Source organism: Brevibacillus composti, from assembly GCF_016406105.1.
Classification (GTDB): Bacteria; Bacillota; Bacilli; order Brevibacillales; family Brevibacillaceae; genus Brevibacillus; species Brevibacillus composti.
The window spans coordinates 1,739,878-1,766,064 of sequence record NZ_CP066308.1 but is presented as its reverse complement, the minus strand read 5'-3'; the positions used below and the strand labels follow the sequence as shown (position 1 = coordinate 1,766,064).

Below are 26,187 nucleotides of genomic sequence, written 5' to 3'. Positions count from 1 at the left end.
GCACACCGGTCTTTTTTTGCGTATAGAGAGAAACAGTTATTAGCCGCGAATGGCTGCGATCGCAGCGGCGCGATCAGCCTGGCCGAATACGGCGTTGCCGGCCACCAGGACGGTAGCCCCCGCTTCGGTGCAGAGGCGGGCGGTTTCGGCATTCACGCCGCCATCCACCTCAATCTCGACATGACCTAATCCGCGCTCATCCAGCATCCGGCGCAGCTCCCGGATCTTCGGCACCACCTGCTGGATAAACTTCTGGCCGCCAAATCCCGGGTTTACGGTCATGAGCAGAACGATGTCCAGATCGGGCAGCAGCGACTCGATGGTGACCAGCGGTGTCGCCGGATTCAGCACGACGCCCGCTTTGACGCCCTGCTCCTTGATCAAATAAACGGTCCGGTGCAGGTGGCGGCAAGCCTCCTGATGGACGGTGATCCAGTCCGCTCCGCTTTTGGCAAACTGCGAGATGTAGCGGTCCGGCTCCTCGATCATCAGATGCACATCCAGCGGCAATTGTGTCACCGGGCGGATGGCATCGACAATCAGCGGGCCGATCGTAATGTTGGGAACAAAATGTCCGTCCATTACATCGACGTGAATCCAATCTGCTCCGCCGCGTTCAACATCGCGGATTTCCTCGCCCAGACGGGCAAAATCGGCAGACAGGATCGAAGGGGCGATCTTTACCATGGTTTGTTCCTCCGTTGGTATTCTTTCAGTTCTTCCCGAAATTGCTTGTAGTGTTCATAGCGATCCAGGTGCAGGCGGCCTTCCTCCAGGGCCTGCTGCACCGCGCAGGCAGGCTCGCTGATGTGGAGGCATCCCCGGAACTTGCACTGACCGCTGAGCGCGGCAAAGTCACGGAACCCCTCGGCCAGGTCCTGCTCGTCCATCCCGACGAATTCCAGCGAGCTGAATCCCGGCGTATCGGCCACATAGCCTCCGCCCTCCAGCGGAATCAGCTCCACGTGGCGAGTGGTATGGCGTCCTCTCCCCAGCTTTTGGCTGATGTCGCCGGTCTGCAGACTGATCCCGGAATACACGGCGTTGATCAGCGAGGATTTGCCTACGCCAGACTGACCGGCAAAGACGGAGATGCGGCCCTGCAGCACCTCCCGCACCTGGTCGAGACCCTGCTTCTGCTTGGTCGACGTAGGGATGACGCGGTACCCGATCGCTTCATACTTTTCTGCGATTGCTTCCACTTCGCTCCGCTCCGCTTTGTCCGCCTTGGAGAGCACGATCACGGCGTCAATCTGGGCGTTTTCTGTGTGGACCAAAAACTTGTCCAGCAAAAAGGGAGCGAAGGCAGGCTCCGCCATGGAAAAAACGAGCACGGCCTGGTCTACGTTGGAGATCGGCGGGCGAAGCAGCTCACTGGAGCGCTCGCCCACCTCCATCACGTATCCTTCCGTCTCGCTGATCGCATCGTACACGACCCAATCGCCCACCAGCGGATTGATTTTGGCTCCTTTTTTCTTGAACAGGCCGCGCGCCCGGCATTGAAACACCTGCTGGCCATTGTCCACGTAGTAGAAACCGCTTAACGCTTTGACGATCCGTCCTTCTGGCATTCATGTCCCTCCAACAGCTTAGTACTGAACACTGTCATAATTGATTTGCACTTGCGAGGCTTCGATATCGCTCCGGAACACCTTGATCGTGGCGTTCTTTTGCGGAGACAGGACGACCGGAACATCAAATTGCCTGCTTTCATCGATCCGCTCGTCGAGGACCACCAGATTGTTTCCCCTCGCGTCACTGACCACGATTTTGATCGGCACCTGGCTTTCTCCCTCGAGGATCTCTACATAGATGGGGTGGCTGACGATTTTGGCATCCGCCGGGAATTGCCCGTTGCTTACGGTGAGCTGGATCGCTGTGCCTTTCTCCACCATCATGCCAGGGTCATGGGGATGGGAATGCAAGACGATGTTGGGCTTTTCCGTCACATACGATGGTTCGTATCGGATGGCTGCCTCATCCACCAACAGGCCCAGTTTGAACAGGTCGATCCGCGCTTGCTCCAGCGTCTTGTTGCGCAGATCCGGCATTTTCACCAATCCCCGCCCTTTGCTGATCTCGACCCGGACCTCTGTCTGCCCCGGCACCACCTGCTGGCCGGCGGGCGGAAACTGATTGATGACCTGCCCCTCCGGTACTTCATCCGACTCTTTTTCTACGAATGTGCTGTCGGTGACCGTAAATCCTTTTGCCTTCAGCTCGTTTTCCGCCACCGTGCGCACCATGGTGACCAGGTTGGGCATGCTGATCGCTTCCTGCCCGCTGCTGACGTACAGGGTGACGACCGCATTTTCCTTTAACCTCATCGGCGGCGCCGGATCCTGACTGATGACGATGCCCTTCTCGATCTCGTCGTGGGGCTGCTCGACAATTTTCGGCACCAGCTTTTTCTCGCGTATTCTCTGTTCCGCCAGTGTGACGCTCGTGCCCTCTACGTGAGGCACCTGCACCTCCGGCACGGAAGGGAACAGCTCCATGATGAGGTTAAACCCGAGAAAGGCCAGTACAAAAAACAGTCCGATCGCGCCCGTCCAGAGAGCCGTTTTCATCCACCAGGGGCGCTTTTTCTTTGTCTCCGCCTCCTTGCGGGGAGGCGTGCCGGTTCTGCCATGACTCTCCAGCATCTCCGGGGTGATCACGGGATACGTCCGTGTGGCCTCTTCATCGACCGGAATTTCAAACTTATCTTCGTCCAATCTCTCGGGCAGCAGGCACGTCTCCAAATCCTCCAGCATCTCCCTCGCCGAAGCGTAACGGTAAGACGGGTCTTTCACCAATGCCTTCAGGATGACGTTTTCTACGCTTTGCGGAATCGCCGGATTAACCTGACGCGGCTCCGGCAAAGGCTCCTGCAAGTGCTTCAGCGCGACGGAGATCGGTGATTCGCCGGAAAAGGGCAATTGTCCCGTCACCATCTCATAGAGCACGATGCCGAGCGAATAGATGTCCGACTTTTCCGCGGTAATTCCGCCCCGCGCCTGCTCCGGAGAGAAGTAGTGGACGGAGCCGAGCACCGAATTGGTATGCGTGATCGTGGTCGATGTGACGGCCCGGGCGATCCCGAAGTCGGTTACCTTGATCCGGCCGTTTTTCCCGATCAGAATATTATGCGGTTTTATATCGCGGTGAATAATCTGATTGGCGTGAGCATGCTCCAGTGCGTCGCATATCTCGGCGGCAATCTCAACCGCATCCTCTACAGGGAGGGCTCCATTGCGAGTGATCAGTTCCTTGAGGGTATAGCCTTCGACGTATTCCATCACCATGTAATGGGTATCGCCGTCCTGTCCCACGTCGTACACACCGACTACATTGGGATGAGACAGGCTTGCCACCGCCTGAGCTTCGCGCCGGAATCGGGTGACGAAGTCTTCGTCCGTCCCGAATTGCGAGCGGAGAACTTTTACCGCCACCGGACGATTGAGCACCAAATCCTTGGCCCTGTATACAATCGCCATGCCGCCGCCACCAACGCGAGCTTCCAGTTGGTAGCGTCCCCCCAGTCGTTGACCTTCCATCTCTCTCACCCCTCTTTCTGAACGGTGTCAACTTTTCGCTGATTGCGAACGGCCACTAGCGTGATATTGTCCTCGCCGCCGGATTCCAATGCCTGATGGACCAGGCCCTCTACCTGCGCCTGCAGGGACAGCGGCTTTTTCAGCCAGTCCACCAAGGTGCCCACCTGCACTTTATTCGTCAGTCCGTCCGTGCACAGCAGAACGACATCGCCTGGCGTCCAATCGAAATAGCCGAGGTCGATGCGGACGTCCGGCTCCGTGCCCAGCGCCCGCATAATGACATTCCGCTGTGGATGGACAGATGCTTCCTGCGCGGTAATCTGGCCGCTTTTCAAGAGCTCATGCACAAGGGTGTGGTCTTCTGTTCTTTGCACCAATTCTTCATTTTGAAAATGATACAGGCGGCTGTCGCCGATGTGGGCGGTCACCCCGCCGTCCGGTCCCAGCAGCGCGGCGACGACGGTCGTGCCCATGCCGCTGCACTCGGGATGCTCCTGGGCGTACTGGTAGACCTCTTCATTGGCCATGAGGATCGCATGCATCAATTGTTCCTTGGCGTCTTCCTCTTCCAGGTCAGGTTCCAGATGACGCAGTTCTTTTACTATTCGCTCAACGGCAAGGCGGCTGGCGACATCGCCAGCCTGATGCCCGCCCATTCCATCTGCAACGACAGCCAGCACCCGGCCGCTCACATCGACGATACACGCGTAGTAGTCCTCATTGACTTGACGGACACAGCCGACGTGAGATTTCATTGCGATTTCCATGGTATCACCCCACGGTTTCTTTGGCGTATTGGGCTCTCAATTGTCCGCATGCGGCGGCGATGTCGCTGCCCTGCTCTCGCCGTATGGTTACATTGATTCCCCGTTCTTCGAGGATATTCTTGAAGCGGAAAATATCATTGCGCGGCGTCCGCACGTAATCCCGCTCCGGCACGTAGTTGACCGGGATCAGATTGACGTGGCAAAGCATGTCGCCAATCAGATCGGCCAGCTCCTCCGCATGCTCGGGCTGGTCGTTTTTGCCCCCGAACAAGCCGTACTCAAAGCTGATCCGGCGTCTCGTCTTGGCGATGTAATAGCGGCATGCCTCCAGCAGCTTATCCAGCGGGAAGCCACGGTTGATCGGCATCAGCTGGGTACGCAGCTCGGTGTTTGGCGCGTGCAGCGAGATCGCCAGGTTCACCTGTCCGCCGCGATCGGCAAACTCGTAAATTTTCGGCACGATGCCGCTGGTAGAGACGGTGATATGGCGCGCGCCGATGTTCAGGCCACGGTTGTCGTTGATAATCTCCAAAAAGGCCATCAGGTTTTCGAAGTTCTCAAACGGCTCGCCAATTCCCATGACCACGACGTGGCTCGCGCGTTCTTCCTCTTCATCCAGCTTCCGCTGGGCCATCAGGACTTGTGCGACGATCTCGCCCGCATCCAGATTCCGCTTCAGTCCGCCCAGCGTAGAAGCGCAGAACGTACAGCCGATCCGGCATCCGACCTGCGTCGTTACACAGATGCTGTTGCCGTAGCTGTGACGCATGATCACGGTCTCGATCGCATGGCCGTCGACCAATTGGAAGAGAAACTTGATGGTCCCGTCCGACGAGGTCTGATGGGTAATTTCCTTCATCGCCTCGATGCGGAAGGTCTCCTGCAGCTTCTGGCGAAGGTCTTTGGACAAATTGGTCATCTCATCAAAGGTACGCACCCGCTTGACGTACAGCCAGTCGAAAATCTGCTGGGCGCGGAACGCCTTGTCTCCATGCTCGGTGAGCCAGTCTTTCATCTCGCCGAGGGTCAGGCTGTAAATGAGCGGTTTTTCGCTCGTATAGGAAGTTACCGGCATTCTACATATTCACATCCTCAAGTAATTGGCTTCCTGCAAATCATCATTTTATCATTGTACCCTGCAATGTCTACAGCTTCAAACAGATAATGGGCAAAACAGCGGAAAATGCTTCGCTCCTCCTAGTGTAAACCATTCTGCCCAAGTACAAACGGCAAGGGAGCGGCCTATCCGGAAAACGGTATGCCACCCCCTTTGACCTCAATTTTTTCGTTTCAATCTGGCGATGAAAAAACCGTCGCTCTCAAAGTGATGCGGCAAAAGCTGAACGAATCCTTCGCCCGTCACTGCTTTTTCGGAGACTGCATCAGGCAGATCATCGATAAGCGCCAGGTCCAGTTCGAATTCAGGATGTTCCGCCACGAAGCGCCGGACGATGTCCTCGTTCTCCTTTGGCTCGATCGTGCAAGTGCTGTAGACGAGCAAGCCTCCGGGCATCAACAGCTCCGCTACATGTTCCAGCAAGCGGTACTGCAGCTGTGCAATCGCGTTGACGTCCTCCGGTGTTTTGTTCCACTTCAGATCGGGCTTTCTGCGAATCACGCCAAATCCGGTGCAGGGCGCATCCAAGAGAATCCGGTCGAAGCTGCCCAGCCCCTTCTCCCCGAGATGAAGCGCATCGGAGACGATCGGCTCGACGACCGTCAGCCCCAGACGCCTTGCATTTTGCGCGATCAGATCCCGCTTGTGGGGATGCACGTCGCTGGCGATCAGCTTCCCGCGATCCTGCATCAGCTCCGCGATATGGGTCGTCTTCCCTCCTGGCGCCGCGCAGGCGTCGAGCACCTTCATGCCGGGCTCCACCGCGAGAGCCGGGGCGACCAGCATCGAACTTTCGTCCTGGATCGAAAAATAGCCTTGGCGGAACCACTCCGTGCCCGCGGCATGGCCGCCGTCCAGCAGGAGGCCGTCGGGGCTGACTGCGGACGGGGCGACGGAGGGAAACTGTTCAGCCAGCTTGGCGAGCAGCTCCTCGCGGCTCAGCTTCAGCCTGTTTACCCGCACCGAAGTCCGCGGCTGGCGGTTATTGCTTTCGAGAATCAGCCGCGTCTGCTCCAGGCCGTACTGCCCGGCCCACCTCCGCACGAGCCATTCCGGATGGGATTCCGCGATAGACAGCTGCTTGATCGGGTCTCCTACGGCGAGCTGGTCCCAGAGGTCGGGCTGGCGCAGGACGTTGCGTAGGACGCCGTTGACCATCGCGGATATGCCCTGATGTCCTCTCCGCTTGGCGATTTCCACCGCCTCATGCACGACGGCGCGGTCCGGAATCCGGTCGAGATAGCGAATCTGGTACAGGCTGAGCCGCAGCAGGTTTTTCACCCAGGTCTGCACCTTTTTTCCTTGGATAAATCGGGCCAGCGCCGTATCCAGCGTCAGTCGGCGCTGGATCGTGCCGTAGACCAGTTCGGTCACCAGTCCCGCATCCGCCGCGCGCAGCTCTTCCCGGTCGAGCACGTGGCGCAGTTCCAGATTGCTGTAAGACTGATGCTCTTCTACCCGGTTCAGGACATCGAGAGCGATGTCACGCGCACCTTTTTTTGCCACAGATCATTCTCCTACCTTTGTGCCGATTTCGATGCTGCTTCCGGCTCCGCGCAAAAAATCAAACGCGCTCATCCGTTTTTTGCCCTCCGGCTGCAATTCCGTGAGCTTGACCGAGCCGCTGCCGCAAGCGATGACCAGCCCGTCCGGTTCGAGAGCGATGATGGTGCCGGGAGCTGCGTCCGCATGGGCAGCTCCATGCTTTTCCACCCACCATACTTTCCATATTTTGCCTGCATAACTCGTAAATGCGACAGGCCACGGGTGAAGCCCCCTGACCTGGTTGTATACCTGCTCGGCTGTTTTCGACCAGTCGATTTGTTCTTCTGCCCGCTTGATTGTGGGCGCAAACGTGGCGCGGTCGTGATCCTGCGGCTCCGGGGTGATCTCCCCGGCCAAGAGTCCCGGCAGGGTGTCTACCAGTAGTTTGGCACCTGCGGCCGAAAGTTTTTCAAACAAGCTGCCGGCGGTGTCCCGCTCCTCGATTGGAACGACCGTCTTGGACAGCATATCTCCGGCGTCGAGCGCCTCCACCATGTACATGATGGTCACACCCGATTCCGTTTCCCCTTCGATAATCGCTTTATGAATCGGCGCGCCGCCGCGGTACTTCGGAAGCAGTGAGGCATGCACATTGATGCAGCCAAAGCGGGGCGCATCCAACAGCTGCTTGGGCAAAATCTGGCCGTAGGCTGCAGTGACGATCAAATCCGGGCGCAGGGCGAGGACTTCCTCCAGCGCCTCGGCCGTCTTGATTCTTTCCGGCTGCAGTACGGGTATGCCATGTCTTTGGGCCGCTTCCTTCACCGGCGGCGGAGTCAGCACCTGTTTGCGGCCCACGGGCCGATCCGGCTGCGTCACCGCCGCGACGACCTGATAGCCCTCGCGAACCAGGGCTTCCAGGCAGGGCACGGCAAAGTCAGGTGTCCCCATGAAAAGTATGCGCACATCCTTCAATGGGCTTATTCCCCTTCCTCATCGGGATTGACCGGATAGACCCGATCGGCCACGTCGATGAAGAGCACGCCATTCAGATGGTCGATCTCATGCTGGGCGCAGCGGGAGAGCAGATCGTCCGCCTCCATCTCAAACACATTGCCGTGGCGGTCCTGGCCGCGCAGCTTGATCCACTTGTGGCGGCGGACATCTCCGCGCAGGCCGGGGATGCTGAGGCAGCCCTCCGGGTAGTCAAACTGCTCGCCCTCGTGCGCGATGATCTCCGGATTCACCATCTCGATCAGTCCTTCGCCGCAGTCCATCACGATGACGCGCTTGGAAATGCCTACCTGCGGCGCCGCCAGGCCCACGCCGTCCGCGTCGTACATGGTGTCGGCCATATCGTCGAGCAGCTTGTGCAGATTGGCATTGAATTTGGTTACGGGAATTGCTTTTTCTCTCAGAATCGAGTCCGGGTGTTTCACAATTGTGCGTATCGCCATTGGTTGTTTATCCTCCCTAAAGCAGCACATACGGATCGACGTCGATCGTCATCAGTACCTTCTGCTGTTTGTTCCATTCTTCAAAAGCGGCTGTCGCCTGCGCGAGCAAGTCTTGCAGCCGCGATTCATCCCGATATTTTAACATGATTTGGAACCGAAATCTATCCTTCACGCGAGCGATGGGCGAGGCTACGGGACCGAGCAGGATGGTCGTCTCCGCCAGCCGGGGCCGCAGGTAATCCGCCACCAGATGGGCCGCTTTGACGACGACCGGCACCTCTTCGTGGGAAAAGGTGATCAGCACCAGCCTAAAGTACGGCGGGTAGCCGGTGCGCCTGCGCTGCAGCATCTCCTCGCGGTAAAAAGAGGGATAATCATGCCGGGTCGCGTGCATGATGCTATAGTGCTCCGGCGCGTAGGTCTGGATCACCACATCCCCTTTCAGTTCGTGGCGGCCCGCCCGTCCTCCCACCTGCGTAAGCAGTTGGAAGGTTTTCTCCGCGGAGCGAAAATCGGGCAAAAAGAGCGACGTGTCCGCGGCGATCACCCCAACCAGGGTGACGCGGGGAAAATCAAGTCCCTTGGCGATCATTTGCGTACCGAGGAGGACATCCCCCTGCCCTGTGCGGAATCGCTGCAACAGCTCTTCATGGGCCCCTTTTCGCGAAGTGGTGTCCACATCCATGCGAATCACGCGAATGCCCGGATAGAGCCGCGCCAGCTCTTCCTCCACCTTTTGCGTGCCCGTCCCAAAAAAGCGGATGTGCTCGCTCTGGCACTCCGGGCAGTGGGCGGGCTGTTTGATCGTATAGCCGCAGTAGTGGCAGCGCGCCGTGTGATTCGTCCGGTGGTAGGTCAGCGAAATGTCACAATGGTTGCAGCGAAGGGTGTAGCCGCAGGAGCGGCACATGACGAAAGTGGAAAAGCCCCTGCGATTCAGAAACAGCACCATCTGTTCCTGTCTGTCCAGCCGCTCCCCGATCATCTCATGCAAGCGGCGGCTGAACATCGAGCGGTTTTCGGAGCGCAGCTCTTCGCGCATGTCCACTACATGCACTTGAGGCAGCGGACGATTTCCCACGCGGTCGGGCATGGAAAGCAGCGTGTAGCGTCCCCGCTCGGCCAAAGCGTAGGTCTCCAGCGCGGGCGTGGCGCTCCCCATGAGGAGGACCGCCTTGTTCTCGCGAGCGCGCCACATCGCCACCTCCCGGGCGTGGTAGCGCGGCGTCTCCTCCTGCTTGTAGGAGCTCTCATGCTCCTCGTCGATGACGATCAGGCCGAGATTTTGGAACGGAGCGAAGACGGCCGAGCGCGCTCCGACGACGACGCTTACCTCTTTGCGGATGATTTTGCGCCACTCGTCATAGCGTTCCCCTTGGGACAGCGCGCTGTGCAGCACGGCTACCTCGTCGCCGAAGCGGGCCTTGAACTTCTCCACCATCTGCGGCGTGAGCGATATCTCCGGCACGAGCAAAATCGCTTCGCGCCCTTTGGCCAGCGTCTTTTCGATCGCTTCCAGATAGACCTCCGTCTTGCCGCTTCCCGTCACCCCATGAAGGAGAAAGGAACGGTATTCCTCCTGCTCGATCGGGCCAAGGATCGCGCGCAGGACTTCTTCCTGCTGCGGGGTAAAATCCGGCTTGGCCGCGTTCGCAAAGCGGCGATGCGCGTAAGGATCGCGGTACACCTCCTGCTGCTCGATCGCGACCCAGCCTTTCGCCTCCAGGCTTTTCAGCGGCGAGCGCGTGATGCCCAGCTCCTCTTGCAGCATTTTGACCGACAGCGACTGGCCGCTCCTATCAGCCAGCACCTCCAGCACGCGGCGCATCTGCTCAGCCCGAGCCGGCAAGGAGCGGATCGCCTCCGCCAGCTCCTGATCGCTCAACAGACTGCGAACGAAGGACTGCTGCTTCCGCACCGCCCGGTCCGTCACCTGGTAACCGGTGTACAAGAGGCCGCTGGCGATCCAGCCGGGGACGAGCATCGCTTCGTCTGGAAAATGCTTGTCCACCTCTGCCAAGGGCAGCTTCTGCCTGCGGTACAGCTCCCACAGCAAGGGGAACGCGCCACAGGCTCCCTCCTCCAGCCGCGCCGAGGCAAACAGCCATTTCTCCGAACGCCCCTTCAAGACAGCCGGAATCATGGCCTGCAGGGCGGTCACCCACGGACAGAGATACTGGCGGGACATCCACTCACCGAGCCGGATCAGCTCGCCGGTGAGCGGCGGCTGGTCGTCGAGCACCTGGTCGATGTCCCGCAATTTCCCCAGCGCCTCCGGGTCCGGCTGCGCCTCTAAGCCGATCACATACCCCTGCAGCTTGCGCGGGCCGAACGGGACGACGACCCGGCTGCCCGGCTGGATCAGCGGCAGAAGCCAATCCGGGACCCGGTAATCAAATGGCCGATTGGTACGGTTGACCGGCACATCGACGATGACGCGAGCGATCATAGCTGCTCAGGCAGAGCCTGGCCGCCCAGCTTGAGCAAAATGGCGTCGATCAGCTTGTCCGCCACTTCCCGTTTGCTCAGCATCTCCAGCGCTACCTGCTCTCCTTCCTTCGTCAGCAAGGTGACGATATTCGTATCGCTGCCCATCCCGGCACCTTCCTGAAGGACGTCGTTGGCGACGATCATGTCCAGGTTTTTCCGCTCCAGCTTGCTTTTTGCATGCTGCAGCACCTCCTGCGTCTCCGCCGCAAAGCCGACCACATACTGCCTTTCCTTGCGCTTGCCCACTTCCTTCAGGATGTCCGGAGCCTTGTCCAATTCAAGCACCAGCGGCCCCTCCCCTTTTTTCATCTTGTGGGCATGAACCTCTTTGGGACGGTAATCGGATACAGCAGCGGATTTGATCACGATATCGCTCTTCGGCAACGCATCCATCACCGCATCGTACATCTCCTGCACAGACTCGACCGGGATGCACTCCACACCCGGCGGCACAGGCAGATTCGTAGGTCCGCTGATCAGCACCACACTGGCTCCCCGCTGCTGTGCCGCTTCCGCGATGGCATAGCCCATCTTTCCGGAAGCGTGGTTGGTTATATAGCGAACGGGATCGATTTTCTCCCGCGTCGGACCGGCTGTGACCAGCACCGTCTTCCCTTGGAGATCGCGCTTCCTGTCAGATTGTTCGGCAAAAAAGCGGATGACGGCAGCCAGGATTTCCTCCGGTTCCGCCAGCCTGCCTTTTCCGACCCAGCCACAGGCCAGAAGTCCTTCGCCCGGCTCGATGAAGCGGTAGCCGTAGCTGGCCAGTTTTTGCATATTGGCTGCCACCGCGGGGTGTCCATACATATTGACATTCATCGCGGGCGCCAGCATGACCGGCGCTTTGGTGGCCAGGACCGTCGTGGTCAGCATATCATCGGCGAGGCCATTTGCCATTTTGCCGATCACATTGGCGGTCGCGGGTGCGATCAAAACCAGATCCGCACGGTCGGCCAGGTCGATATGGCTGATCACCTGCGGATCGGGCTCGAAAAAGACATCCGCATAGACCGGTCCACGGGATAGCGCCTGGAACGTCAAAGGCTGCACAAATTTGGCGGCGCTCTCTGTCAACACCACGTGCACCCTGGCGCCCGCCTGCGTCAGCTTGCTGGTCAACGCCGCAGCTTTGTAGGCGGCAATTCCGCCCGACACTCCGAGTACGATCTGCTTGCCTGTCAAAGGAAGCATGCCTATCTCTCCTTTACTAAAGACAAAAGTATCCAGTCCGAAAAAAAACAACCTGCGTGAGGTTGTTTTGGGAAAGCGAGTACGCGGCTTGCCGTCCGCTTATTTGCGAGCTTCAGAGACATCGAGAACCAATTGATTTTCGATCAGTTCTTCCAATGCCTGGCCAACAAACTTTTTGGACTTTGGTTTTTCCACTTGGATTTGGCTGTTCTCGCGAATCTGGCGAGCGCGCTTGGCGGCAATCGTCACCAGGGTGTATTTGCTCTCAACTTGTGCAGTCAGCTTGTCAATCGACGGATATAGCATCGTCTATTCTACCTCCTTGAGCCATTTGCGAAACTTGTGGATTTGACGTTCCTTTTTTAAATGTTCGGCCGTAATGATCGATTGAATACGCGAGCACGCACATTCGATTTGATCATTGACCACCACGTAGTCGTACTGATCCATCAGCTCGATCTCGGTGCGGGCCATCTCCATGCGGTGCCGGATGGTTTCCTCCGACTCCGTGCCCCTGCCTACGATCCGGTTTTCCAGCTCGGCCAGATCGGGTGGCGCCAGGAACAGAAAAATTCCCTGCGGAAACTTTTTCTTCACCTGCAAGGCTCCCTGCACTTCGATCTCCAAGATGACGTCGCGCCCGCTGTCCAGTGTTTCTTCCACAAACTTGCGCGGTGTGCCGTAGTAGTTCCCCACGTATTCCGCCCATTCGAGCAGCTCATCCTGCTCGATCATCCGGCGAAAATCTTCCTTGCTCGTAAAAAAGTAGTTTACTCCTTCCACTTCTCCTGCACGCGGAGAACGCGTCGTGGCCGAAACGGAGTATACCAGATCCGGCATGCTTTCGCGGAGCGCCTTGCACACCGTGCCCTTCCCCACACCTGACGGTCCTGAGAGAACCAGAAGGAGACCCCTATCACTCATGAATGTATTCAACTCCTGCTTCATTCGTCCGATTCGTCGTCTTTATTGGCCAGCCGCTGCGCGACCGTTTCCGGCTGCACAGCCGACAGAATCACATGGTCGCTGTCCGTAATGATCACGGCTCGCGTTCTTCTGCCGTATGTAGCGTCCACGAGCATATTGCGATCCCGCGCTTCTTGGATGATGCGCTTGATTGGCGCGGACTCCGGACTGACAATCGAAATGATCCGGTTGGCATTGACGATGTTGCCAAACCCGATATTGATAAGTTTTATGGCCATGTCGGCACCGCCCACCCCTTCATCGCTACTCGATGTTTTGTACCTGTTCTCTCATCTTTTCCAACTCGGTTTTAATCTCGATGGCTAACCGCTGAATCAGCAGATGGTTCGCCTTGGAAGCGATCGTATTCGCTTCCCGATTCATTTCCTGCAGGTAAAAGTCGAGCTTTCGCCCAACCGCTTCGTCTTGTTCAAGCTGCTCTGCGAACTGGGCTGCGTGGCTTTCCAGACGCGTGATCTCTTCACTGATATCGCTTCGATCCGCAAAGAGCACGGCCTCTTGGGCCAAGCGCTGCTCGTCGATCTCCGCCGTAACGCTCTGGGCCCATTCCTGTACGCGCTGCATAAGCCGGGCGCGGTACTCTTCCACGACACCGGGAGCATGCTGTGCGATTTCTTTCGTCCAGGAGACAATCCCGGCCAACCGTCTTTTGAGATCTTCCTCTAGCTTCTGTCCTTCCTTTTGCTTCAGCAGGAGAAGCTCTTGGGAGGCTTCTCTGACTACGGACAAAAGGGGTTCGGCAACAGCCTCGGGTGGCGTCTCCTTCGCTTCCTGCTCGGCGATCACCCCTGGCATGAGGAGCAGATCCTTGGCGGACAGCGGCTCGCTCAGCGAAAAGCGCTCCTTCATTTCCCGAAGGGCTTTCACATACTGGCCCGCAACTTCCCAATTGACATCAAACCCGGTTTCGGCGGCAGCCTCCTCTTCAATCGAAACCGTCACGTCTACCCGTCCGCGGCGGACATACTCGGCCACCGCTCTGCGGACCGGGTCCTCCAGTACGGCATATGCCTTTGGCAAACGAACCTGGATTTCGCAAAACCGATGGTTGACGGCACGCATCTCCACGGAGAGCCGGAGCGCACCGAACATGGTTTCCTTGCGGCCGTAACCCGTCATGCTTCGGACCATGGATATCACTTCCATTGTCGTAAAATCGTTAATTCATTATAGGAGACAACTCTTTGCAGTGTCAACCGAAGCAGACTCTTCCGCTACTGCCGCCCAGGGGATGATTATGGTACACTATTCTTTATCCTACCATGAGGTGAGTACAATGGCTTTTGACGGTATTGTGACTCGTGCCGTTGTGCATGAATTGAAACGTTTTGAGGGGGCGCGGATTGCCAAAATCCACCAGCCCCATACCAGCGATATCGTCTTGCAACTGCGGATGCCGGGCGACAATGCAAAGCTGCTCCTGTCCGCCAATCCGACCTACCCCCGGTTTCACCTGACGACCGAGGAGTTTACCAACCCGCTGGAAGCGCCCATGTTTTGCATGCTGCTGCGAAAGCACTGCGAGGGCGGTCTGATCGAATCGATCGAGCAGGTCGACATGGAGAGAATCGTCCACCTGAACATCCGGTCGCGCGACGAGCTGGGAGATACGGCCCGCCGGCGGATTGTGATCGAGATCATGGGCAAGCACAGCAACATCATTTTATTGGATGCCGATACAGGCATGATCCTGGACAGCGCCCTGCACGTATCGCTGGCTGTCAGTCAGTACCGGCAGGTCTTGCCGGGCAAAACGTACGTCGCGCCGCCCAGCCAGGACAAAAAAAATCCGCTGCAGGTGACGGAGCAAATGTTTACCGGGCTCTTGAACTGGAATGTCGGCCGTCTCGACAAACAGCTCGTCGATACCTTCACCGGGATCAGTCCGCTTTTGGCCAAGGAAATCGTCCACCGTGCCGGTCTGCCGACGCGCGAAGCATTGTGGCAGGCCTTTTCCGCTGTGATGCAGAGAGCGAGCCGCCACGATTACGAACCGCAGATCGCGATCACGCAGGAAAAAGCCTCCTTTCACGTCTTTGCCCTGACGCAGCTCAAAGGGGCGGAAGTGTCCGCCTACCCCTCTGTCAGTCAGTGTCTGCAAGCCTATTATGAAGGCAAGGCGCAGCGGGACACCGTCAAACAGAAGGTGCACGATCTGATTCGTATCGTGACCAATGAGCGGAACAAGAACGCGAAGAAAATCGAGAAGCTGGAGCAGACGCTGGTCGAAGCGCAGGAAGCGGAGCAATTCCGCCTCTACGGAGAGCTGATCACGGCCAATATGCATCTGCTCAAGCGAGGCGATACCGTGCTTCAGACCGTGAACTGGTACGATGAGGCGGGCGGCACCGTCAGCATCCCGCTCGACCCATTGAAGACGCCTTCGGAAAATCTGCAGGCGTACTACAAGCGATACAACAAAGCGAAAAACAGCCTCAGCATTGTGGCCGAACAAATTGAGCAGGCGCGCGAGGAAATCGTCTACCTCGACGGCTTGCTCGTGCAGCTGGACCACGCCAGCATTCAAGAGACCGAGGAGATTCGCGAAGAGCTGGCGGAGCAAGGCTATATCCGCAACAGGCAGAAGCGTCTCGGCAAGAAGAAAAAAGACCACCGGCCCGAGCTGGATGCCTATCTGTCCTCCGACGGAACCGAGATCCTGGTGGGCAAAAACAACAAGCAAAACGAGTATCTGACGAACAAGCTGGCCGCCCCGGGGGAAACCTGGCTGCATACCAAGGATATCCCCGGTTCGCACGTCGTCATTCGCTCGCGGACGGTGAGCGAACAGACGCTGGTCGAGGCAGCCCGTCTCGCCGCTTACTTCAGCAAAGCCCAGCAAGGCAGTCAGGTGCCCGTCGACTACACCCTGGTCAAACACGTGAAAAAACCGAGCGGCTCCAAGCCGGGATACGTTATCTACGAACAGCAGCGGACGCTGTACGTCACCCCGGATGAGCGTCTCGTCCGAGAATTAAAGGCAAATCATCGGGAACGGGCGAATAGCCGGACTCCCTAGGTCCATACTAAGAGCAGGAAAGGAGGTGCTCGTTCTTGAGCATCCTGGTCAAGCTCTTAAGTAATGGAATCATTGCTGTGCCAGGGCTGATCTGGTCAGGAACGTCAGCCTCGTTCGCGCTCGTCGCCAGTGTCGCCATCAGTCTGATCTCGTACTTGATCGGGGATCTCTACATCCTTCCCCGGACCAATAACACCTTTGCCAGCACCGCAGACTTCGGGCTCAACTTTGCTCTTTTATGGCTCTCATGCGCCCTTTTCGTCGCGGCATACAGTCTGACGGGCTTGTTTTTGACGGCATTTGCCCTCTCCGTCGTAGAGTATTTCTACCACAATTACTTACTGCACCGCGGTGCCCATCATACGAAGCATCCAGGCTGATGCATCACTTTAAGCTAGAAGGAGGACCGGGATGAACGTCATCGGGATCATCCAGACGGATTTGAATGAGTTCAGCGTCCTGTTTGAACCGGAACAACAAGGCGGACAGGGACAGCAAAATGGAAATCAGCAGGCATCTCCGGATCAGGGCGGAAATGAGCAAAACGATCAGTCCCTGTTTCTCAGTTTTCTCGAGGATCAGAACTTCAGCGAGACCCAAGGCAGCCAAGGCAACAGCAACGGCAACCAGCAGCAAAACGCTCCTCAGGAACTGACGGTTCGCATCAAGGGAATCCCCGAGGGGCAAAAAGCTAACTTCCTGCAGATGTACCAGATCCTGCAGGACGCCAAGGACACCCGGGAACTGGAGCAAAGCCTGACGATCGTCCAGACAGACGATCAACAAAATCAGGGTGGAAACAATGGCAGCAGCAGTAAAAACGCGGGGAACTCCATCCCTGGGAAAAACCAGCAATCGTGAGGGCCGCCTCATTTTTTACAGACAAAAAATCCCCTTGCCCTGACAACGGTCGAAGCAAGGGGATTCATCATTTGTTGAGAGTGATCTAAGTACTTCTTGGCCAAGCAGGAGCTTGGACAAAAAACCCGCTCTGCCGTCCGACCTCATGTTTCTATAACCTGCGCTCACACAGGTGGGTGACCCGTCCACGTGTCTGCCTTCCCATGCGTCCCGTCGGGAGGTGGGCCTGACATATCCGTGAAGTTCTGTCTCCCAGATCATACGTATAAGGTTAGAAACATTTAGAGCCTTACGCACATCGCAGGATCTTGTTGATCATTACTTTATCACAGGTTTTGGCGCTTCTCAATGGATAAATTCTCCAAACCGCTTGGTTCCTACCCTTTTTTCAATCGCTGACGGATCACTTCCTGAAATTCCGGATGGGTGATCAGCTTTGGCTGCTGCTCTTTTTCCCAGGCCAGCGCCTTTTCCAGATCTCCCTCCAGACAGACCTGCAGTCCCTGTTTGGTCACAGCCCAGGCTTGTCCGGGCATCCTGCGCAATGCGGCGAGCAAACGATCGAGCTCCTGGGGAAGCGCGGCCGCCTCAACAGCCTTGTAGATCAAGCCGATGGCTTCCGCCTCGCTGCCGCTGATTTTCTCGCCTAGCAAGGCCAGTTTTTTTGCTTGCGCCATGCCAACCAGCCTGGGCAAGAGATACGTCCCGCCAAAATCCGTCGTCAATCCGATCTGGACAAACGGCTCCTGCAAGACAGCCTCCTTGGAAGCTAGGACAAAGTCCGCATGCAGCGCAAGATTGAGACCGGCACCTACGGCCGCCCCTTCGACGACGGCAATAACCGGTTTGGGCATGCGATGCAGCTGCAGCAATAAGTCGTTGATGATCGTCAGTGCCTCATCCGCCTGATCCGGCTCCTTCAGCATCCCGAGCACGCTCAAATCCGCTCCCGAGCAAAAATTGCCTCCCGCCCCGCGCAACACGACGAGGCGTACGCTCTCCTCGGCTGCTGCATACGCGACGGCTTCTTTTAACAAGGAAAACATCTCCACGGTCAGCGCATTGAGTACCCGGGGCCGGTTCAGGGTGATCATCAGGATGTCCTCTCGCTGTTCCCGTATGATCGGTATGGATGGTTGCTGTGCATGATCCATCAGGCTGTACCTCCATTCATTTTTTTGTGACAGGAATGACGCCCTCCGCCTCCAGGCGGGACAGATCGCTCGCGGACAACCCCAGCTTGCCGGCGAGCACTCGGCGGGTGTGCGCGCCGTACGCCGGAGGAGCCCAGGCGGGATATTCAGACATCCGCCCGCTGAGCACATGGGGATGCGTCCGCACCTGCAGCGTCTTCCCCAGTTCGCTCCCGTAGAGCGGGAAGAGGAGCTCTCTACTTTGCACATACGTGCAGGCGGTCCACGTGTCCGCCTCTTCTACCGCGGTGAGACAACAGTCCACTTCATGCCCCAGCTCGCTCCATTCGGCCTGCGTCCGCGACAAGAAAAGCGCTTTCAACTCTTCGAAAACATCGGGATGATCCTCCTTGCCCGCTCCGTGCAAGCCCTCCCAATCCTCTCTCCCGACAGCTCTGCAAAAATTCAGCCAGAACTTCTCTTCCAGCGCGGCAAGGGCCACGTATTTGCCGTCGGCTGTTTCGAATACGTGATAAGCCAGATGGCTTTTGAAAAAGCGCGTCATCTCCTTCGCCGTTTCTGCTTGTCCGACAAAAAGGGCGTGCATCCCCATCCAGGAAGCCAAGGCATCGACGGCAGCAATGTCCAAATAGGCGCCGCGGCCCGTGCGAAAACGTCCGATCAGGGCCGCACAGATCTGTTCGGCAGCGTACATGCCACAGGCGAAGTCGGCAAGCGGCACTTCCGCGATCACCGGTCTCCCCTCGCTGTCGCGGATCGTCGACAAGAGACCGCTGACGGCCTGAAAGTTGAGATCGTGGCCGCCCAGCTGACGCATGGCCCCGCTTTGGCCATATCCCGTAACGGAGCAGTAAACGATCGCTTCATTCCCGGCCGACAGTCGTTCATAATCAAGTCCGAGAAGGCTCATGACGCCGGGGCGGAAGCTCTCTACGATCACATCCGCTTGGCTGGCCAGCCGATAGGCGAGTTCCTTTCCTTCGCTGGTCCGCAGATTCAAGGCAACGCTTTTTTTGTTGCGGTTCGAACTGTGAAACAGAGCTCCTGAACACGCCACTTTCGGTCCCATCCCGCGACCAGGATCCCCGGCCGGATGAGTTTCGAGCTTGATCACTTCCGCTCCCAAGTCAGCCAAGCGCATGGTGCAAAACGGTCCGGGAAGATGGCGCGAAAAATCGACTACCGTAATCCCTGCAAGCATGGGTTGACCGCTCCTTTCACCCCTTTCCCCATACATTTCGTTTTCTGCCGGCGGCAATCCTCTTTTTTCCAAGCAAAACAAAAAAGCGCAGGGAATCGCTGGCGACTGCCTAGCATTCCCCTCGCTTTTTTGCGTACGATCAACATTTCTTTTTCATCCCCTGCCAGAGGAGAAAAGCGGACCTCAGCAGTTTTCCTTAGTACCGGCTATCGTAGCCGGAAGAACTGGAAGAATCGTAGCCGCCGCCGTAACCTTTTTTGTAGCTATGGCAGTCGTATTTGTATACCGGCTTGTAGTAGCATTTTTTCTGGTAGTATTTCTTTTTACAGCACTTTTTGTGATAGCAATGGCCGTAAGACTTTTTGCATCCGCAGCTCACTCGCTTCACCCCCTCTGCCTTCGTACAGTTACAAAATATGTAGGGGTGAGTTCTTCGGCATGGTACAGCTATCTATACGCGAGGTAAATGAGCTTTTGTTCCTGAGTCAATTGCCAGGGTTTTGCAGATGCGCTCACATGGGTGATGTTGCGCCTATTCCATTTTCCGCTATCTTTACTGGGTCACGATCTTGCGCAACTCCTTGATCCCGTGATGGTCGGGAATTTCCTGGAATTCCTTCACTTTGGGCAGCGTCAGGAGATGCGGTCTGGTCATGTATCCCGGCTTGGAGATATAGACGACATCGCAATTGGCGATCAGTTCGAATACGTTGGGATGATTCGCCTCGATCGTGCGCAAATCCAGGTGGGTGATGCCGGCGTTGTGCAGATCGGCGATCATGCCTTCCGCTCCGCGGATCGTGGCGCAGATCAACCCCACTTTGGTATTTCGCGGATAGGCTTCCATGGCTGGAATGACCGTCGTCGGATCGGGTATGAAATCCAGACTGACAATCGGGGGCGCCTCCCGCGGCAATGTCTGTTTGACCCGTGCGCTGACGGAAGGGTGCGTCACGATGGCTTTGTACTGCTGCAACCCTTTTGCCTCTTCCTGCTCCAGCAGTTCCCAGAATTCTTCCAATGTGCGTCCCTCCACCATCGCGCTGGGCAGGTGATACTGGACCAGCCTGAGGTATTCAGCCAGCTCGAGCTCGGTGAAGCGGATAAATAGTACCGGAAACTGGTTGATCTCATGCATGACGACAGAGAGGACGCGCGTAAATTCATCCATCGAATACCCCATGGCTTTCACCTTATGGATGGTCTCTTTGGCGAGCAGGGCCAGATGGGCGGGATTGCGGGTGAGCAGCGGATCGTTGACGACATTGCTGACGATGGTGCCTCGCCCCTGCCGGGAGTCAACCAGCCCTTCCTGCTGCAGTCGGAGGTAGACGCTGCGAATGGTGTTGTAGTTAACCTTGAGCTGTGCTGCCAGATCTCTGACCGTGGGAAGATGTGCATGCGGAGGCAGTTCACCGCTGCGGATGGCGGATGCAATTTGCTGATACAATTGCTCGTGATACGACACATTGGATTCTTTGTGCAAAGAAAGGCGCAGCACTTCACAACCTCCCCACTATCATGTAATTTCAATCGTAAATCAATTCTGAATGTATCGTCAATATCCAGCCTTGGGATGAACGCTCCGCAGCCAACGAATACTAACCAGGAGTATATCAATAGAGGAAAGCGGGGTGACGCAAGTTGGGCGAGCAGAGCCGTTTTCGTGAAGGCGACAAGTCCCCGAAAAACGCCGTCTACATGGAAATCGGAGAGACGGGGGCCGGGGTGCAGGACCCGATGATTATCGAATTGAGCAAAGGCGATAAATTTCCTCCCACCCGCAATAAAAACCGGGTCTGGACGCAAAAATAGGGAAAACGCAACCAATCGAGGCAAACACAAAAAAGAACCAATCCGCTTGTGAAGAGCACCTCCATTGTTAGACACCGCTAACAAGGTACACTTCATTGACAAGATTGGTTCTTTTTTTCGCAGGTCAATCCTCTTCTTCTTCGCCATCCTCATCGTCTTCGTCCGTGACATAGACAATGGTTACTCCCAGGCTCTCCAGCAGCCCGATAACCTCCCGATTCAGCTCTTGATCCAGGAGCAGCCCAAGGCTCTCCACGAGCTCCAGCTCCTCCAGATCTCCGGATTCCGCATCTTCGATCAACTCGATGATATCTGTCAGCTGTCTCTCTTCCAGGACGGCCAGAATTTCTTCCTTCGTCATTTCCGTGTACACCTCGTTTTTCATAGGGATGATCCTATATAATTGTACATAGGGAAAAAGGAAAACAAAAGAGCGAGGTAAGCAAATGTATCCTGAGGCTTATGTGGAGTATCTCGTTCAGTTTCACGCGGAACGGGATTATTTCGAGTGCCATGAAATTTTGGAAGAATACTGGAAAGAAAGTCCGCCCGGGGAGCGCCAGGCGGTATGGGTGGCGCTGATTCAGATCGCGGTATCCCTCTACCACCAGCGGAGAGGCAATTTTGCCGGGGCCCTCAAAATGATGCGCAGCGCGATTGCCGGGATCATGCGTGAAAAAGCTGCGGTCAAAGCGCTCGGCCTGGACGTCGACTCGCTCCTGGCGATGCTCCGCCTGGCAGCGGCACAGCAGGAAGCCCGCCAGCCTTACCGGAGCATCAGCCTCCCGATCGCCGATCCCGCTCTGCTTGAGGCTTGCCGTACGATCTGCGCCGACAGAGGCCTGTCCTTTGACCGCGAAAGCGATTTGCAAAATGAATTTCTCCTGCACAAGCATACGCTGCGCGACAGATCGGATGTCGTCGAAGAGCGGGAGCGTCAACTCCGCCGGCGCAGTCAGCCGCGCGATCGCAGCACCGGCTCCGACACATAGACTGCGGGAATCGCCTCTGCATAAAAGTGAGGCCAGGCTCCCTGGAAAAAGCGAATCCCCCGCTCCCAGGCATCCCGCGCCTTTACTTCGCAAATCGCCAGTGTCCCCGCTTCTTCTCCGATCGCCTGGGGGGTCGCTGCCAGCTGCACAGTATCGCTGGCGATCGGCAGCAGGCCACCCTCCAGCACTTGACCCAGCAATCTCCGATGCGTGCCGTAGTAGAGCCTCTCCGGCGGCTCTACCTCCTCCCCCACCTTTTTGGGACCCGGCATAAACCCGTAGGTGGCGCGGATCAATTCGCCCCCGTCCCATTCGATTCGCTGCTGGGGGTCGGCGTCCACGACCTGCCGAATCTCCTCGCGGGTGACGCTGCCGCAGCCCTTCAGCCCGCGGAGATAGGTTAATAACGGCTGGATGGGCGTATACCCGTAGGTATCATAGTAGAGCGTCAGTTCTTCTCCGTTTTGCCGCAGAACAGACAGCAGCTTTTTTCGCAGCCTATCTTCGTAGTCCTTCAGCACCGCGCATCCCTCCGCTTCCCGTCAGTATATCCAGATCACCAGCACCGCGATGATCCCGAGATCGGCGAGGAGGTGGCTGAGCCATGTCGCGTAGGCGGCCGGGTACCACCGTTTCATCCAGCCCCAGAGCAGTCCAGCCCCGAAGACCAAGAGCGTGATCACCCCTCCCCAGAACAAGCCGAACAGGACCACCGCGATAATCAGATGGTAGAGACTGTAGAAAAAACTGCTCACGACCACAGCCTGTATGCGATTGAGCGAGGCGAGCAAGCGCTCCAGCACAAATCCGCGCCACAATAGCTCCTCTAAGAGTGAATTGACCACCACCAGATAGAGAGAAAAAGGCAGCAGAAGCTGTCTCGTCAGCCCCCATGTTTCCAAGACGAGCCGTATATGAACCGCATGGACCTCTCCCTCCAGCAGCAGCCAGGCTCCCGCGATGATGCCCGTCATCAGCATCACCCCGATCGCCAGGCCATAGGCAATCCCCTCTTTGTCCAGAGGCACCCATGCCTTTCTCCACTGCAGGGACAGCTCCTGTTCCCACCAGCCATGCAGAATCGGCACGAGCAGACAGACCAGCAAATGAAAGGAGACAAAGGTGACAAACAGGCTTCGCTTCTCCACCAGCCCGTAAAAAACGGACAGCGTGGCCGCGAATCCATAAGCCAACAGGAGTAATAGCACAGGCTTCCTTTTCATTCAGGGACTCCCTTATCCACTTTGACAAACTTAGCGTTCCCCATGTCTCTCGTTGACATTCGATTGCACGGAATCAATATACAAAATTTTGGGTAAATGCTATACTGTTTGAATCCACTGGTAAAAATTATTTGACTAGACAGAAGGAGTGTCTGACATGTTGTGGCGCAATCATACCTTTCTTCTGCTCATGACAGGAGAGGTTATCGCCGGTGCGGGTATGTGGATATCCATCATCGCCAACCTCCAGTTCATGCAGCATATGATCCCTTCCGATACGGTGAAGGGGCTGGTCTTGATGAGCGGGCTGATCGTCAGCATCTTGCTGTCACCCAAAGCCGGCGTCACCATCGACCGCATCGACAAAAGAAGCATTATGCTATGGGCCAGTCTGGTCCGCAGTCTCAGTCCTCTCTGCATGCTCCCAGCCATCGCTTACAGCTCCCTCACCTGGATGGTCGTCTCGCTGATCATCATGCAAGTCTCGGCAGCCTTTTATTTCCCGACCGTGCAGGCTTCCCTCCCGGCGATTCTCAGTCCGGCGGAACTGTTAAAGGCAAACAGCGTCTATCTGAACATCGCCACCCTGTCCCGCATCGGCGGAACGGCACTGGGCGGCATACTCGTCACGGCGATGGATTTGTCCACCCTGTACCTGTTTTCGCTCGGAGCCTATCTGGCGCTGGCCGTCGTCACCCGATTCCTGCAAATCCCGCCGATTGACGCTCGCAAGCGCCAGGAAAAAGTGGAGTTTCGCGAGGTATTTACGCTGATCAAGCGGGATCACGCGCTGATGGTCGCGCTGCTCAATACCGGCTTGATCACGCTGTTTCTCGGCGGATTTAACCTGCTCGTACTCAACTTCAGTGAAATCCAGGCGCGCCCCGATCTGATGGGCTGGATCTACACCGTCGAGGGAACCAGTATTCTCGCCGGAGGTTTGCTGGCAAAGCGGTGGATCGGCGGACGCAATCTGATTGCCGCCTCGACCCTCCTGCTGTTTGTCTTCGCCCTCTCCCAGTACGGCATGTCTTTTGCGGAAAGCCGTGTGATGGTACTCGCTTCCTTTGGCCTGTTTGGATTTACGGTGGCGTTCTTTTTCCCTGTGACGACCACGATTTTTCAACGCAGACTGGAGGAACACCAGCAAGGCCGCTTTTTCTCGTTTAAGGGCATGCTGGACCGCGGGTTCTTTTTGGTCGCCTTGGGAACGACCGGGGTCTGCCTCGATCTCTTCGGCGTGTCGGGCTACATGATCGGGATCGGTTCCGTCACCCTGTTGATGGCCGCACTGACGCTGTATTACAGCAAAAGGCACAAGCTGGATGTACGGGAGACAGATGAGCCGGTTGCGGCTGCGTAACATGCGGACGCAAAAGTATGAGTAAAATGTTCGTGGGCAAACCGAAAAGAAATTTTTGAAGAAAAATCAGTTGGAGGGTATAGAAAAGGGCTTCTCTTCTTGGTAAAGTGTAAAGCGCCAAAACCAAACACACCAAGGAGGAGAAACCCTGTGAGCAAGTTTACCACGGAATTTCCCACAATGAAAGAGCTTGAAACGTTGTTGTTTCGAACGTTGCAGGAACAGTTCGCTGCCGGTATGGCTTATATTTTGGAAGCGTTGGACGAGTATCTGATGCATCAACGGGATCATTCACGCTTTCGGCTAAAGGACCAACGAGAAGTCCAGATCGACACACTCTTTGGTACGGTTCGATTCAAACGGCGATTGTATCAGGATCGCGTGAAGGGTCAACATGTGTATTTGTTGGATCGTATGCTGGCCTTTGACGGGCGGGAGAAGCTAAGCCCGTTTTTGGAAGAGATAGCGATCGAATTTGCTAGCCAAGGCCCCTCGTACCGGGACAGCGCAAAACGCTTGGAAGCGTTACTGGGGTATCGGGTACTGAGCCATGAGGCCATTCGGGACAAACTAATCACGCGGGTTGAACAAGCATCAACCATCGTGTCGAAAGCGACCCGAAGGTCGGTTCGCGTATTGTTTGTGGAAGTGGATGGACTTTACACCTCATTGCAGAGGCAACGCCAGCGGGGAATGGAAAATCGAATGGCGATTGTGCACGAAGGATGGGAACAAGAGGGGGACCGAGTGCGGCTTAGGTCGAAACGCCATTACCTGCATACGACGAAGGGAGAGTTCTGGGAAGGGTTTGGCGACTTTCTGGTTCGTCATTACGACATGGATGAAAACACATGGATCGTAGTCAATGGGGATGGGGCCAATTGGATTGGAGAATGCGAATCCTACTTTCACCGCTGTATTTACACACTGGATCGCTTTCATGTGGCGCGAGAATTGCGCCGATTCCTGGGTCAGTTGCCAGAGACGTGGCAGACGGTAAGGCAGGCGTTGGCGGCCTTTGAAGCGGATATCTTGCTGGCGACAGTAGAGTCCGTACCGGAGGAAAAGATTCTGGAAGAGCACCGGAACGAATGGCGGAAATACGTGGCCTATTTACGGCGGCATCGAAGGCATCTTATCGACTATCGAAAGGTTCTGGGTGAAGCTGGTATCGACACGACGGGCATGCGTCCAATGGGGAGTGCGGAAGCGCAAATGCGGGTGATGGCAAAAAGGACCAAACGAGGCGGCTACAGTTGGAGTGTACGGGGAGTACAAGCGATGTTGCGAGCCATTATGGCACGACAAGAGGGAAGTCGTTTGAGCGGCCAGGCGATAGCGAAGAAGCAAGTGTTACAGCCCAACCCAATGGTCCGAGTGAAGGACTTGCTACGGGAAGTGAAAGAGCAGGCAAAAGGCTATATAAACGGGACGATCCGCCTGTTGCACGGGTCATATCAAAGCAGCCCTACCGGGCTGGCCTTAAAAGCCCTTCGCGGATGAGGCAAAAATCGAGTGGAAGAAAG

27 protein-coding genes and 1 other RNA gene are annotated in these 26,187 nt (G+C 56.7%); 7 read left to right on the top strand and 21 right to left on the bottom strand.

Features of this window, described 5'->3' with window-relative positions:
* Positions 1 to 39 precede the first annotated feature (39 nt).
* The 14 genes from rpe to JD108_RS09095 all read right to left on the bottom strand — a co-directional run bounded on the left by rpe (position 40) and on the right by JD108_RS09095 (position 14,164).
* On the bottom strand, positions 40 to 687 hold the full coding sequence (gene rpe / locus JD108_RS09160) for a ribulose-phosphate 3-epimerase (RefSeq protein ID WP_198829520.1): 648 nt from the start codon (positions 685 to 687) through the stop codon (positions 40 to 42).
* Positions 681 to 1,571 (bottom strand): ribosome small subunit-dependent GTPase A, encoded by an 891-nt coding sequence (gene rsgA / locus JD108_RS09155; protein ID WP_198829519.1) that lies wholly within the window; start codon positions 1,569 to 1,571, stop codon positions 681 to 683. The genes rpe and rsgA overlap by 7 nt, the downstream gene beginning before the upstream one ends.
* 18 nt (positions 1,572 to 1,589) lie before the next feature.
* Positions 1,590 to 3,539 (bottom strand): Stk1 family PASTA domain-containing Ser/Thr kinase, encoded by a 1,950-nt coding sequence (gene pknB, locus JD108_RS09150; protein WP_198829518.1) that lies wholly within the window; start codon positions 3,537 to 3,539, stop codon positions 1,590 to 1,592.
* Between the two features lie 5 nt (positions 3,540 to 3,544).
* Positions 3,545 to 4,306, bottom strand: coding sequence for a Stp1/IreP family PP2C-type Ser/Thr phosphatase (locus JD108_RS09145; protein ID WP_198829517.1), 762 nt, complete (start codon positions 4,304 to 4,306; stop codon positions 3,545 to 3,547).
* A gap of 4 nt (positions 4,307 to 4,310) precedes the next feature.
* Positions 4,311 to 5,381 (bottom strand): dual-specificity RNA methyltransferase RlmN, encoded by a 1,071-nt coding sequence (gene rlmN / locus JD108_RS09140; protein WP_198829516.1) that lies wholly within the window; start codon positions 5,379 to 5,381, stop codon positions 4,311 to 4,313.
* 201 nt (positions 5,382 to 5,582) lie between these two features.
* Positions 5,583 to 6,929, bottom strand: coding sequence for a 16S rRNA (cytosine(967)-C(5))-methyltransferase RsmB (gene rsmB / locus JD108_RS09135; RefSeq protein ID WP_198829515.1), 1,347 nt, complete (start codon positions 6,927 to 6,929; stop codon positions 5,583 to 5,585).
* 3 nt (positions 6,930 to 6,932) lie between these two features.
* Positions 6,933 to 7,883 carry a methionyl-tRNA formyltransferase gene (fmt, locus tag JD108_RS09130; protein WP_198829514.1) on the bottom strand — a complete coding sequence of 317 codons (951 nt, stop codon included), beginning with the start codon at positions 7,881 to 7,883 and terminating at the stop codon, positions 6,933 to 6,935.
* A gap of 5 nt (positions 7,884 to 7,888) precedes the next feature.
* The gene (gene def, locus JD108_RS09125) at positions 7,889 to 8,365 is read right to left on the bottom strand and encodes a peptide deformylase (RefSeq protein ID WP_198829513.1); all 477 of its coding nucleotides are present in this window, start codon (positions 8,363 to 8,365) and stop codon (positions 7,889 to 7,891) included.
* A 16-nt stretch (positions 8,366 to 8,381) separates the two neighbouring features.
* A complete protein-coding gene (priA, locus tag JD108_RS09120) occupies positions 8,382 to 10,814 on the bottom strand; it encodes a primosomal protein N' (protein WP_198829512.1) in 2,433 nt (810 codons plus the stop codon).
* On the bottom strand, positions 10,811 to 12,046 hold the full coding sequence (gene coaBC, locus JD108_RS09115) for a bifunctional phosphopantothenoylcysteine decarboxylase/phosphopantothenate--cysteine ligase CoaBC (protein ID WP_198829511.1): 1,236 nt from the start codon (positions 12,044 to 12,046) through the stop codon (positions 10,811 to 10,813). Before coaBC ends, priA begins: the two co-directional genes overlap by 4 nt.
* Before the next feature lie 99 nt (positions 12,047 to 12,145).
* The gene (gene rpoZ / locus JD108_RS09110) at positions 12,146 to 12,352 is read right to left on the bottom strand and encodes a DNA-directed RNA polymerase subunit omega (protein ID WP_198829510.1); all 207 of its coding nucleotides are present in this window, start codon (positions 12,350 to 12,352) and stop codon (positions 12,146 to 12,148) included.
* A gap of 3 nt (positions 12,353 to 12,355) precedes the next feature.
* Positions 12,356 to 12,970: a guanylate kinase gene (gene gmk, locus JD108_RS09105; RefSeq protein WP_198829509.1), complete on the bottom strand. Its 615-nt coding sequence runs from the start codon at positions 12,968 to 12,970 to the stop codon at positions 12,356 to 12,358.
* A 20-nt stretch (positions 12,971 to 12,990) separates the two neighbouring features.
* Positions 12,991 to 13,251 carry an extracellular matrix/biofilm regulator RemA gene (gene remA, locus JD108_RS09100; RefSeq protein WP_198829508.1) on the bottom strand — a complete coding sequence of 87 codons (261 nt, stop codon included), beginning with the start codon at positions 13,249 to 13,251 and terminating at the stop codon, positions 12,991 to 12,993.
* 25 nt (positions 13,252 to 13,276) lie between these two features.
* Positions 13,277 to 14,164 (bottom strand): YicC/YloC family endoribonuclease, encoded by an 888-nt coding sequence (locus JD108_RS09095; RefSeq protein WP_198829507.1) that lies wholly within the window; start codon positions 14,162 to 14,164, stop codon positions 13,277 to 13,279.
* Between the two features lie 145 nt (positions 14,165 to 14,309).
* Between JD108_RS09095 and JD108_RS09090 the strand changes: the two genes are divergently transcribed.
* The 3 genes from JD108_RS09090 to JD108_RS09080 are packed head-to-tail and all read left to right on the top strand — an operon-like array spanning position 14,310 to position 16,913.
* The gene (locus tag JD108_RS09090; protein ID WP_198829506.1) at positions 14,310 to 16,052 is read left to right on the top strand and encodes an Rqc2 family fibronectin-binding protein; all 1,743 of its coding nucleotides are present in this window, start codon (positions 14,310 to 14,312) and stop codon (positions 16,050 to 16,052) included.
* A gap of 35 nt (positions 16,053 to 16,087) precedes the next feature.
* The gene (locus tag JD108_RS09085) at positions 16,088 to 16,432 is read left to right on the top strand and encodes a DUF2512 family protein (protein ID WP_198829505.1); all 345 of its coding nucleotides are present in this window, start codon (positions 16,088 to 16,090) and stop codon (positions 16,430 to 16,432) included.
* A 31-nt stretch (positions 16,433 to 16,463) separates the two neighbouring features.
* Positions 16,464 to 16,913: a hypothetical protein gene (locus JD108_RS09080; protein WP_198829504.1), complete on the top strand. Its 450-nt coding sequence runs from the start codon at positions 16,464 to 16,466 to the stop codon at positions 16,911 to 16,913.
* Between the two features lie 118 nt (positions 16,914 to 17,031).
* On the opposite strand, the gene ssrS is transcribed toward JD108_RS09080, so the two are convergent.
* From ssrS to JD108_RS09060, 4 genes are all read right to left on the bottom strand, one after another.
* Positions 17,032 to 17,223: non-coding RNA, 6S RNA (gene ssrS / locus JD108_RS09075), on the bottom strand.
* A 67-nt stretch (positions 17,224 to 17,290) separates the two neighbouring features.
* On the bottom strand, positions 17,291 to 18,067 hold the full coding sequence (locus tag JD108_RS09070; RefSeq protein WP_198829503.1) for an enoyl-CoA hydratase/isomerase family protein: 777 nt from the start codon (positions 18,065 to 18,067) through the stop codon (positions 17,291 to 17,293).
* A gap of 16 nt (positions 18,068 to 18,083) precedes the next feature.
* A complete protein-coding gene (locus tag JD108_RS09065) occupies positions 18,084 to 19,268 on the bottom strand; it encodes a CaiB/BaiF CoA transferase family protein (protein WP_198829502.1) in 1,185 nt (394 codons plus the stop codon).
* A gap of 553 nt (positions 19,269 to 19,821) precedes the next feature.
* Complete coding sequence (locus JD108_RS09060) at positions 19,822 to 20,769, bottom strand: GntR family transcriptional regulator (RefSeq protein WP_198829501.1); 948 nt, start codon at positions 20,767 to 20,769, stop codon at positions 19,822 to 19,824.
* A 143-nt stretch (positions 20,770 to 20,912) separates the two neighbouring features.
* Here JD108_RS09060 and JD108_RS09055 point away from each other — a divergent pair, with 143 nt between their 5' ends.
* Complete coding sequence (locus tag JD108_RS09055) at positions 20,913 to 21,083, top strand: YjzC family protein (RefSeq protein WP_198829500.1); 171 nt, start codon at positions 20,913 to 20,915, stop codon at positions 21,081 to 21,083.
* Between the two features lie 124 nt (positions 21,084 to 21,207).
* On the opposite strand, the gene JD108_RS09050 is transcribed toward JD108_RS09055, so the two are convergent.
* Entirely contained in the window at positions 21,208 to 21,444 is a 237-nt protein-coding gene (locus JD108_RS09050) for a hypothetical protein (RefSeq protein ID WP_198830049.1), read from the bottom strand.
* An 85-nt stretch (positions 21,445 to 21,529) separates the two neighbouring features.
* Between JD108_RS09050 and JD108_RS09045 the strand changes: the two genes are divergently transcribed.
* Entirely contained in the window at positions 21,530 to 22,075 is a 546-nt protein-coding gene (locus JD108_RS09045) for a DUF309 domain-containing protein (RefSeq protein ID WP_198829499.1), read from the top strand.
* Here the strand turns inward: JD108_RS09045 and JD108_RS09040 are convergent.
* Entirely contained in the window at positions 22,039 to 22,596 is a 558-nt protein-coding gene (locus JD108_RS09040; protein WP_198829498.1) for an RNA 2'-phosphotransferase, read from the bottom strand. The two genes, JD108_RS09045 and JD108_RS09040, sit on opposite strands and share 37 nt — an antisense overlap.
* Positions 22,597 to 22,617: 21 nt before the next feature.
* On the bottom strand, positions 22,618 to 23,298 hold the full coding sequence (locus JD108_RS09035) for a CPBP family intramembrane glutamic endopeptidase (RefSeq protein ID WP_198829497.1): 681 nt from the start codon (positions 23,296 to 23,298) through the stop codon (positions 22,618 to 22,620).
* A 157-nt stretch (positions 23,299 to 23,455) separates the two neighbouring features.
* Between JD108_RS09035 and JD108_RS09030 the strand changes: the two genes are divergently transcribed.
* Both JD108_RS09030 and JD108_RS09025 read left to right on the top strand, forming a co-directional pair.
* Positions 23,456 to 24,661, top strand: a complete 1,206-nt coding sequence (locus JD108_RS09030; protein ID WP_198829496.1) for an MFS transporter — start codon at positions 23,456 to 23,458, stop codon at positions 24,659 to 24,661.
* A 150-nt stretch (positions 24,662 to 24,811) separates the two neighbouring features.
* Entirely contained in the window at positions 24,812 to 26,164 is a 1,353-nt protein-coding gene (locus JD108_RS09025) for an ISLre2 family transposase (protein ID WP_198829495.1), read from the top strand.
* The last annotated feature ends 23 nt before the right edge of the window (positions 26,165 to 26,187 follow it).

Excerpts from the sequence above, each read along its gene's own strand:
- rpe (WP_198829520.1), bottom strand. The coding sequence starts at position 687 with ATGGTAAAGATCGCCCCTTCGATCCTGTCTGCCGATTTTGCCCGTCTG.
- rsgA (WP_198829519.1), bottom strand. The coding sequence starts at position 1,571 with ATGCCAGAAGGACGGATCGTCAAAGCGTTAAGCGGTTTCTACTACGTG.
- pknB (WP_198829518.1), bottom strand. The coding sequence starts at position 3,539 with ATGGAAGGTCAACGACTGGGGGGACGCTACCAACTGGAAGCTCGCGTT.
- JD108_RS09145 (WP_198829517.1), bottom strand. The coding sequence starts at position 4,306 with ATGGAAATCGCAATGAAATCTCACGTCGGCTGTGTCCGTCAAGTCAAT.
- rlmN (WP_198829516.1), bottom strand. The coding sequence starts at position 5,381 with ATGCCGGTAACTTCCTATACGAGCGAAAAACCGCTCATTTACAGCCTG.
- def (WP_198829513.1), bottom strand. The coding sequence starts at position 8,365 with ATGGCGATACGCACAATTGTGAAACACCCGGACTCGATTCTGAGAGAA.
- priA (WP_198829512.1), bottom strand. The coding sequence starts at position 10,814 with ATGATCGCTCGCGTCATCGTCGATGTGCCGGTCAACCGTACCAATCGG.
- coaBC (WP_198829511.1), bottom strand. The coding sequence starts at position 12,046 with ATGCTTCCTTTGACAGGCAAGCAGATCGTACTCGGAGTGTCGGGCGGA.
- rpoZ (WP_198829510.1), bottom strand. The coding sequence starts at position 12,352 with ATGCTATATCCGTCGATTGACAAGCTGACTGCACAAGTTGAGAGCAAA.
- gmk (WP_198829509.1), bottom strand. The coding sequence starts at position 12,970 with ATGAGTGATAGGGGTCTCCTTCTGGTTCTCTCAGGACCGTCAGGTGTG.
- remA (WP_198829508.1), bottom strand. The coding sequence starts at position 13,251 with ATGGCCATAAAACTTATCAATATCGGGTTTGGCAACATCGTCAATGCC.
- JD108_RS09095 (WP_198829507.1), bottom strand. The coding sequence starts at position 14,164 with ATGGTCCGAAGCATGACGGGTTACGGCCGCAAGGAAACCATGTTCGGT.
- JD108_RS09090 (WP_198829506.1), top strand. The coding sequence starts at position 14,310 with ATGGCTTTTGACGGTATTGTGACTCGTGCCGTTGTGCATGAATTGAAA.
- JD108_RS09080 (WP_198829504.1), top strand. The coding sequence starts at position 16,464 with ATGAACGTCATCGGGATCATCCAGACGGATTTGAATGAGTTCAGCGTC.
- JD108_RS09070 (WP_198829503.1), bottom strand. The coding sequence starts at position 18,067 with ATGGATCATGCACAGCAACCATCCATACCGATCATACGGGAACAGCGA.
- JD108_RS09065 (WP_198829502.1), bottom strand. The coding sequence starts at position 19,268 with ATGCTTGCAGGGATTACGGTAGTCGATTTTTCGCGCCATCTTCCCGGA.
- JD108_RS09050 (WP_198830049.1), bottom strand. The coding sequence starts at position 21,444 with ATGACGAAGGAAGAAATTCTGGCCGTCCTGGAAGAGAGACAGCTGACA.
- JD108_RS09045 (WP_198829499.1), top strand. The coding sequence starts at position 21,530 with ATGTATCCTGAGGCTTATGTGGAGTATCTCGTTCAGTTTCACGCGGAA.
- JD108_RS09035 (WP_198829497.1), bottom strand. The coding sequence starts at position 23,298 with ATGAAAAGGAAGCCTGTGCTATTACTCCTGTTGGCTTATGGATTCGCG.
- JD108_RS09030 (WP_198829496.1), top strand. The coding sequence starts at position 23,456 with ATGTTGTGGCGCAATCATACCTTTCTTCTGCTCATGACAGGAGAGGTT.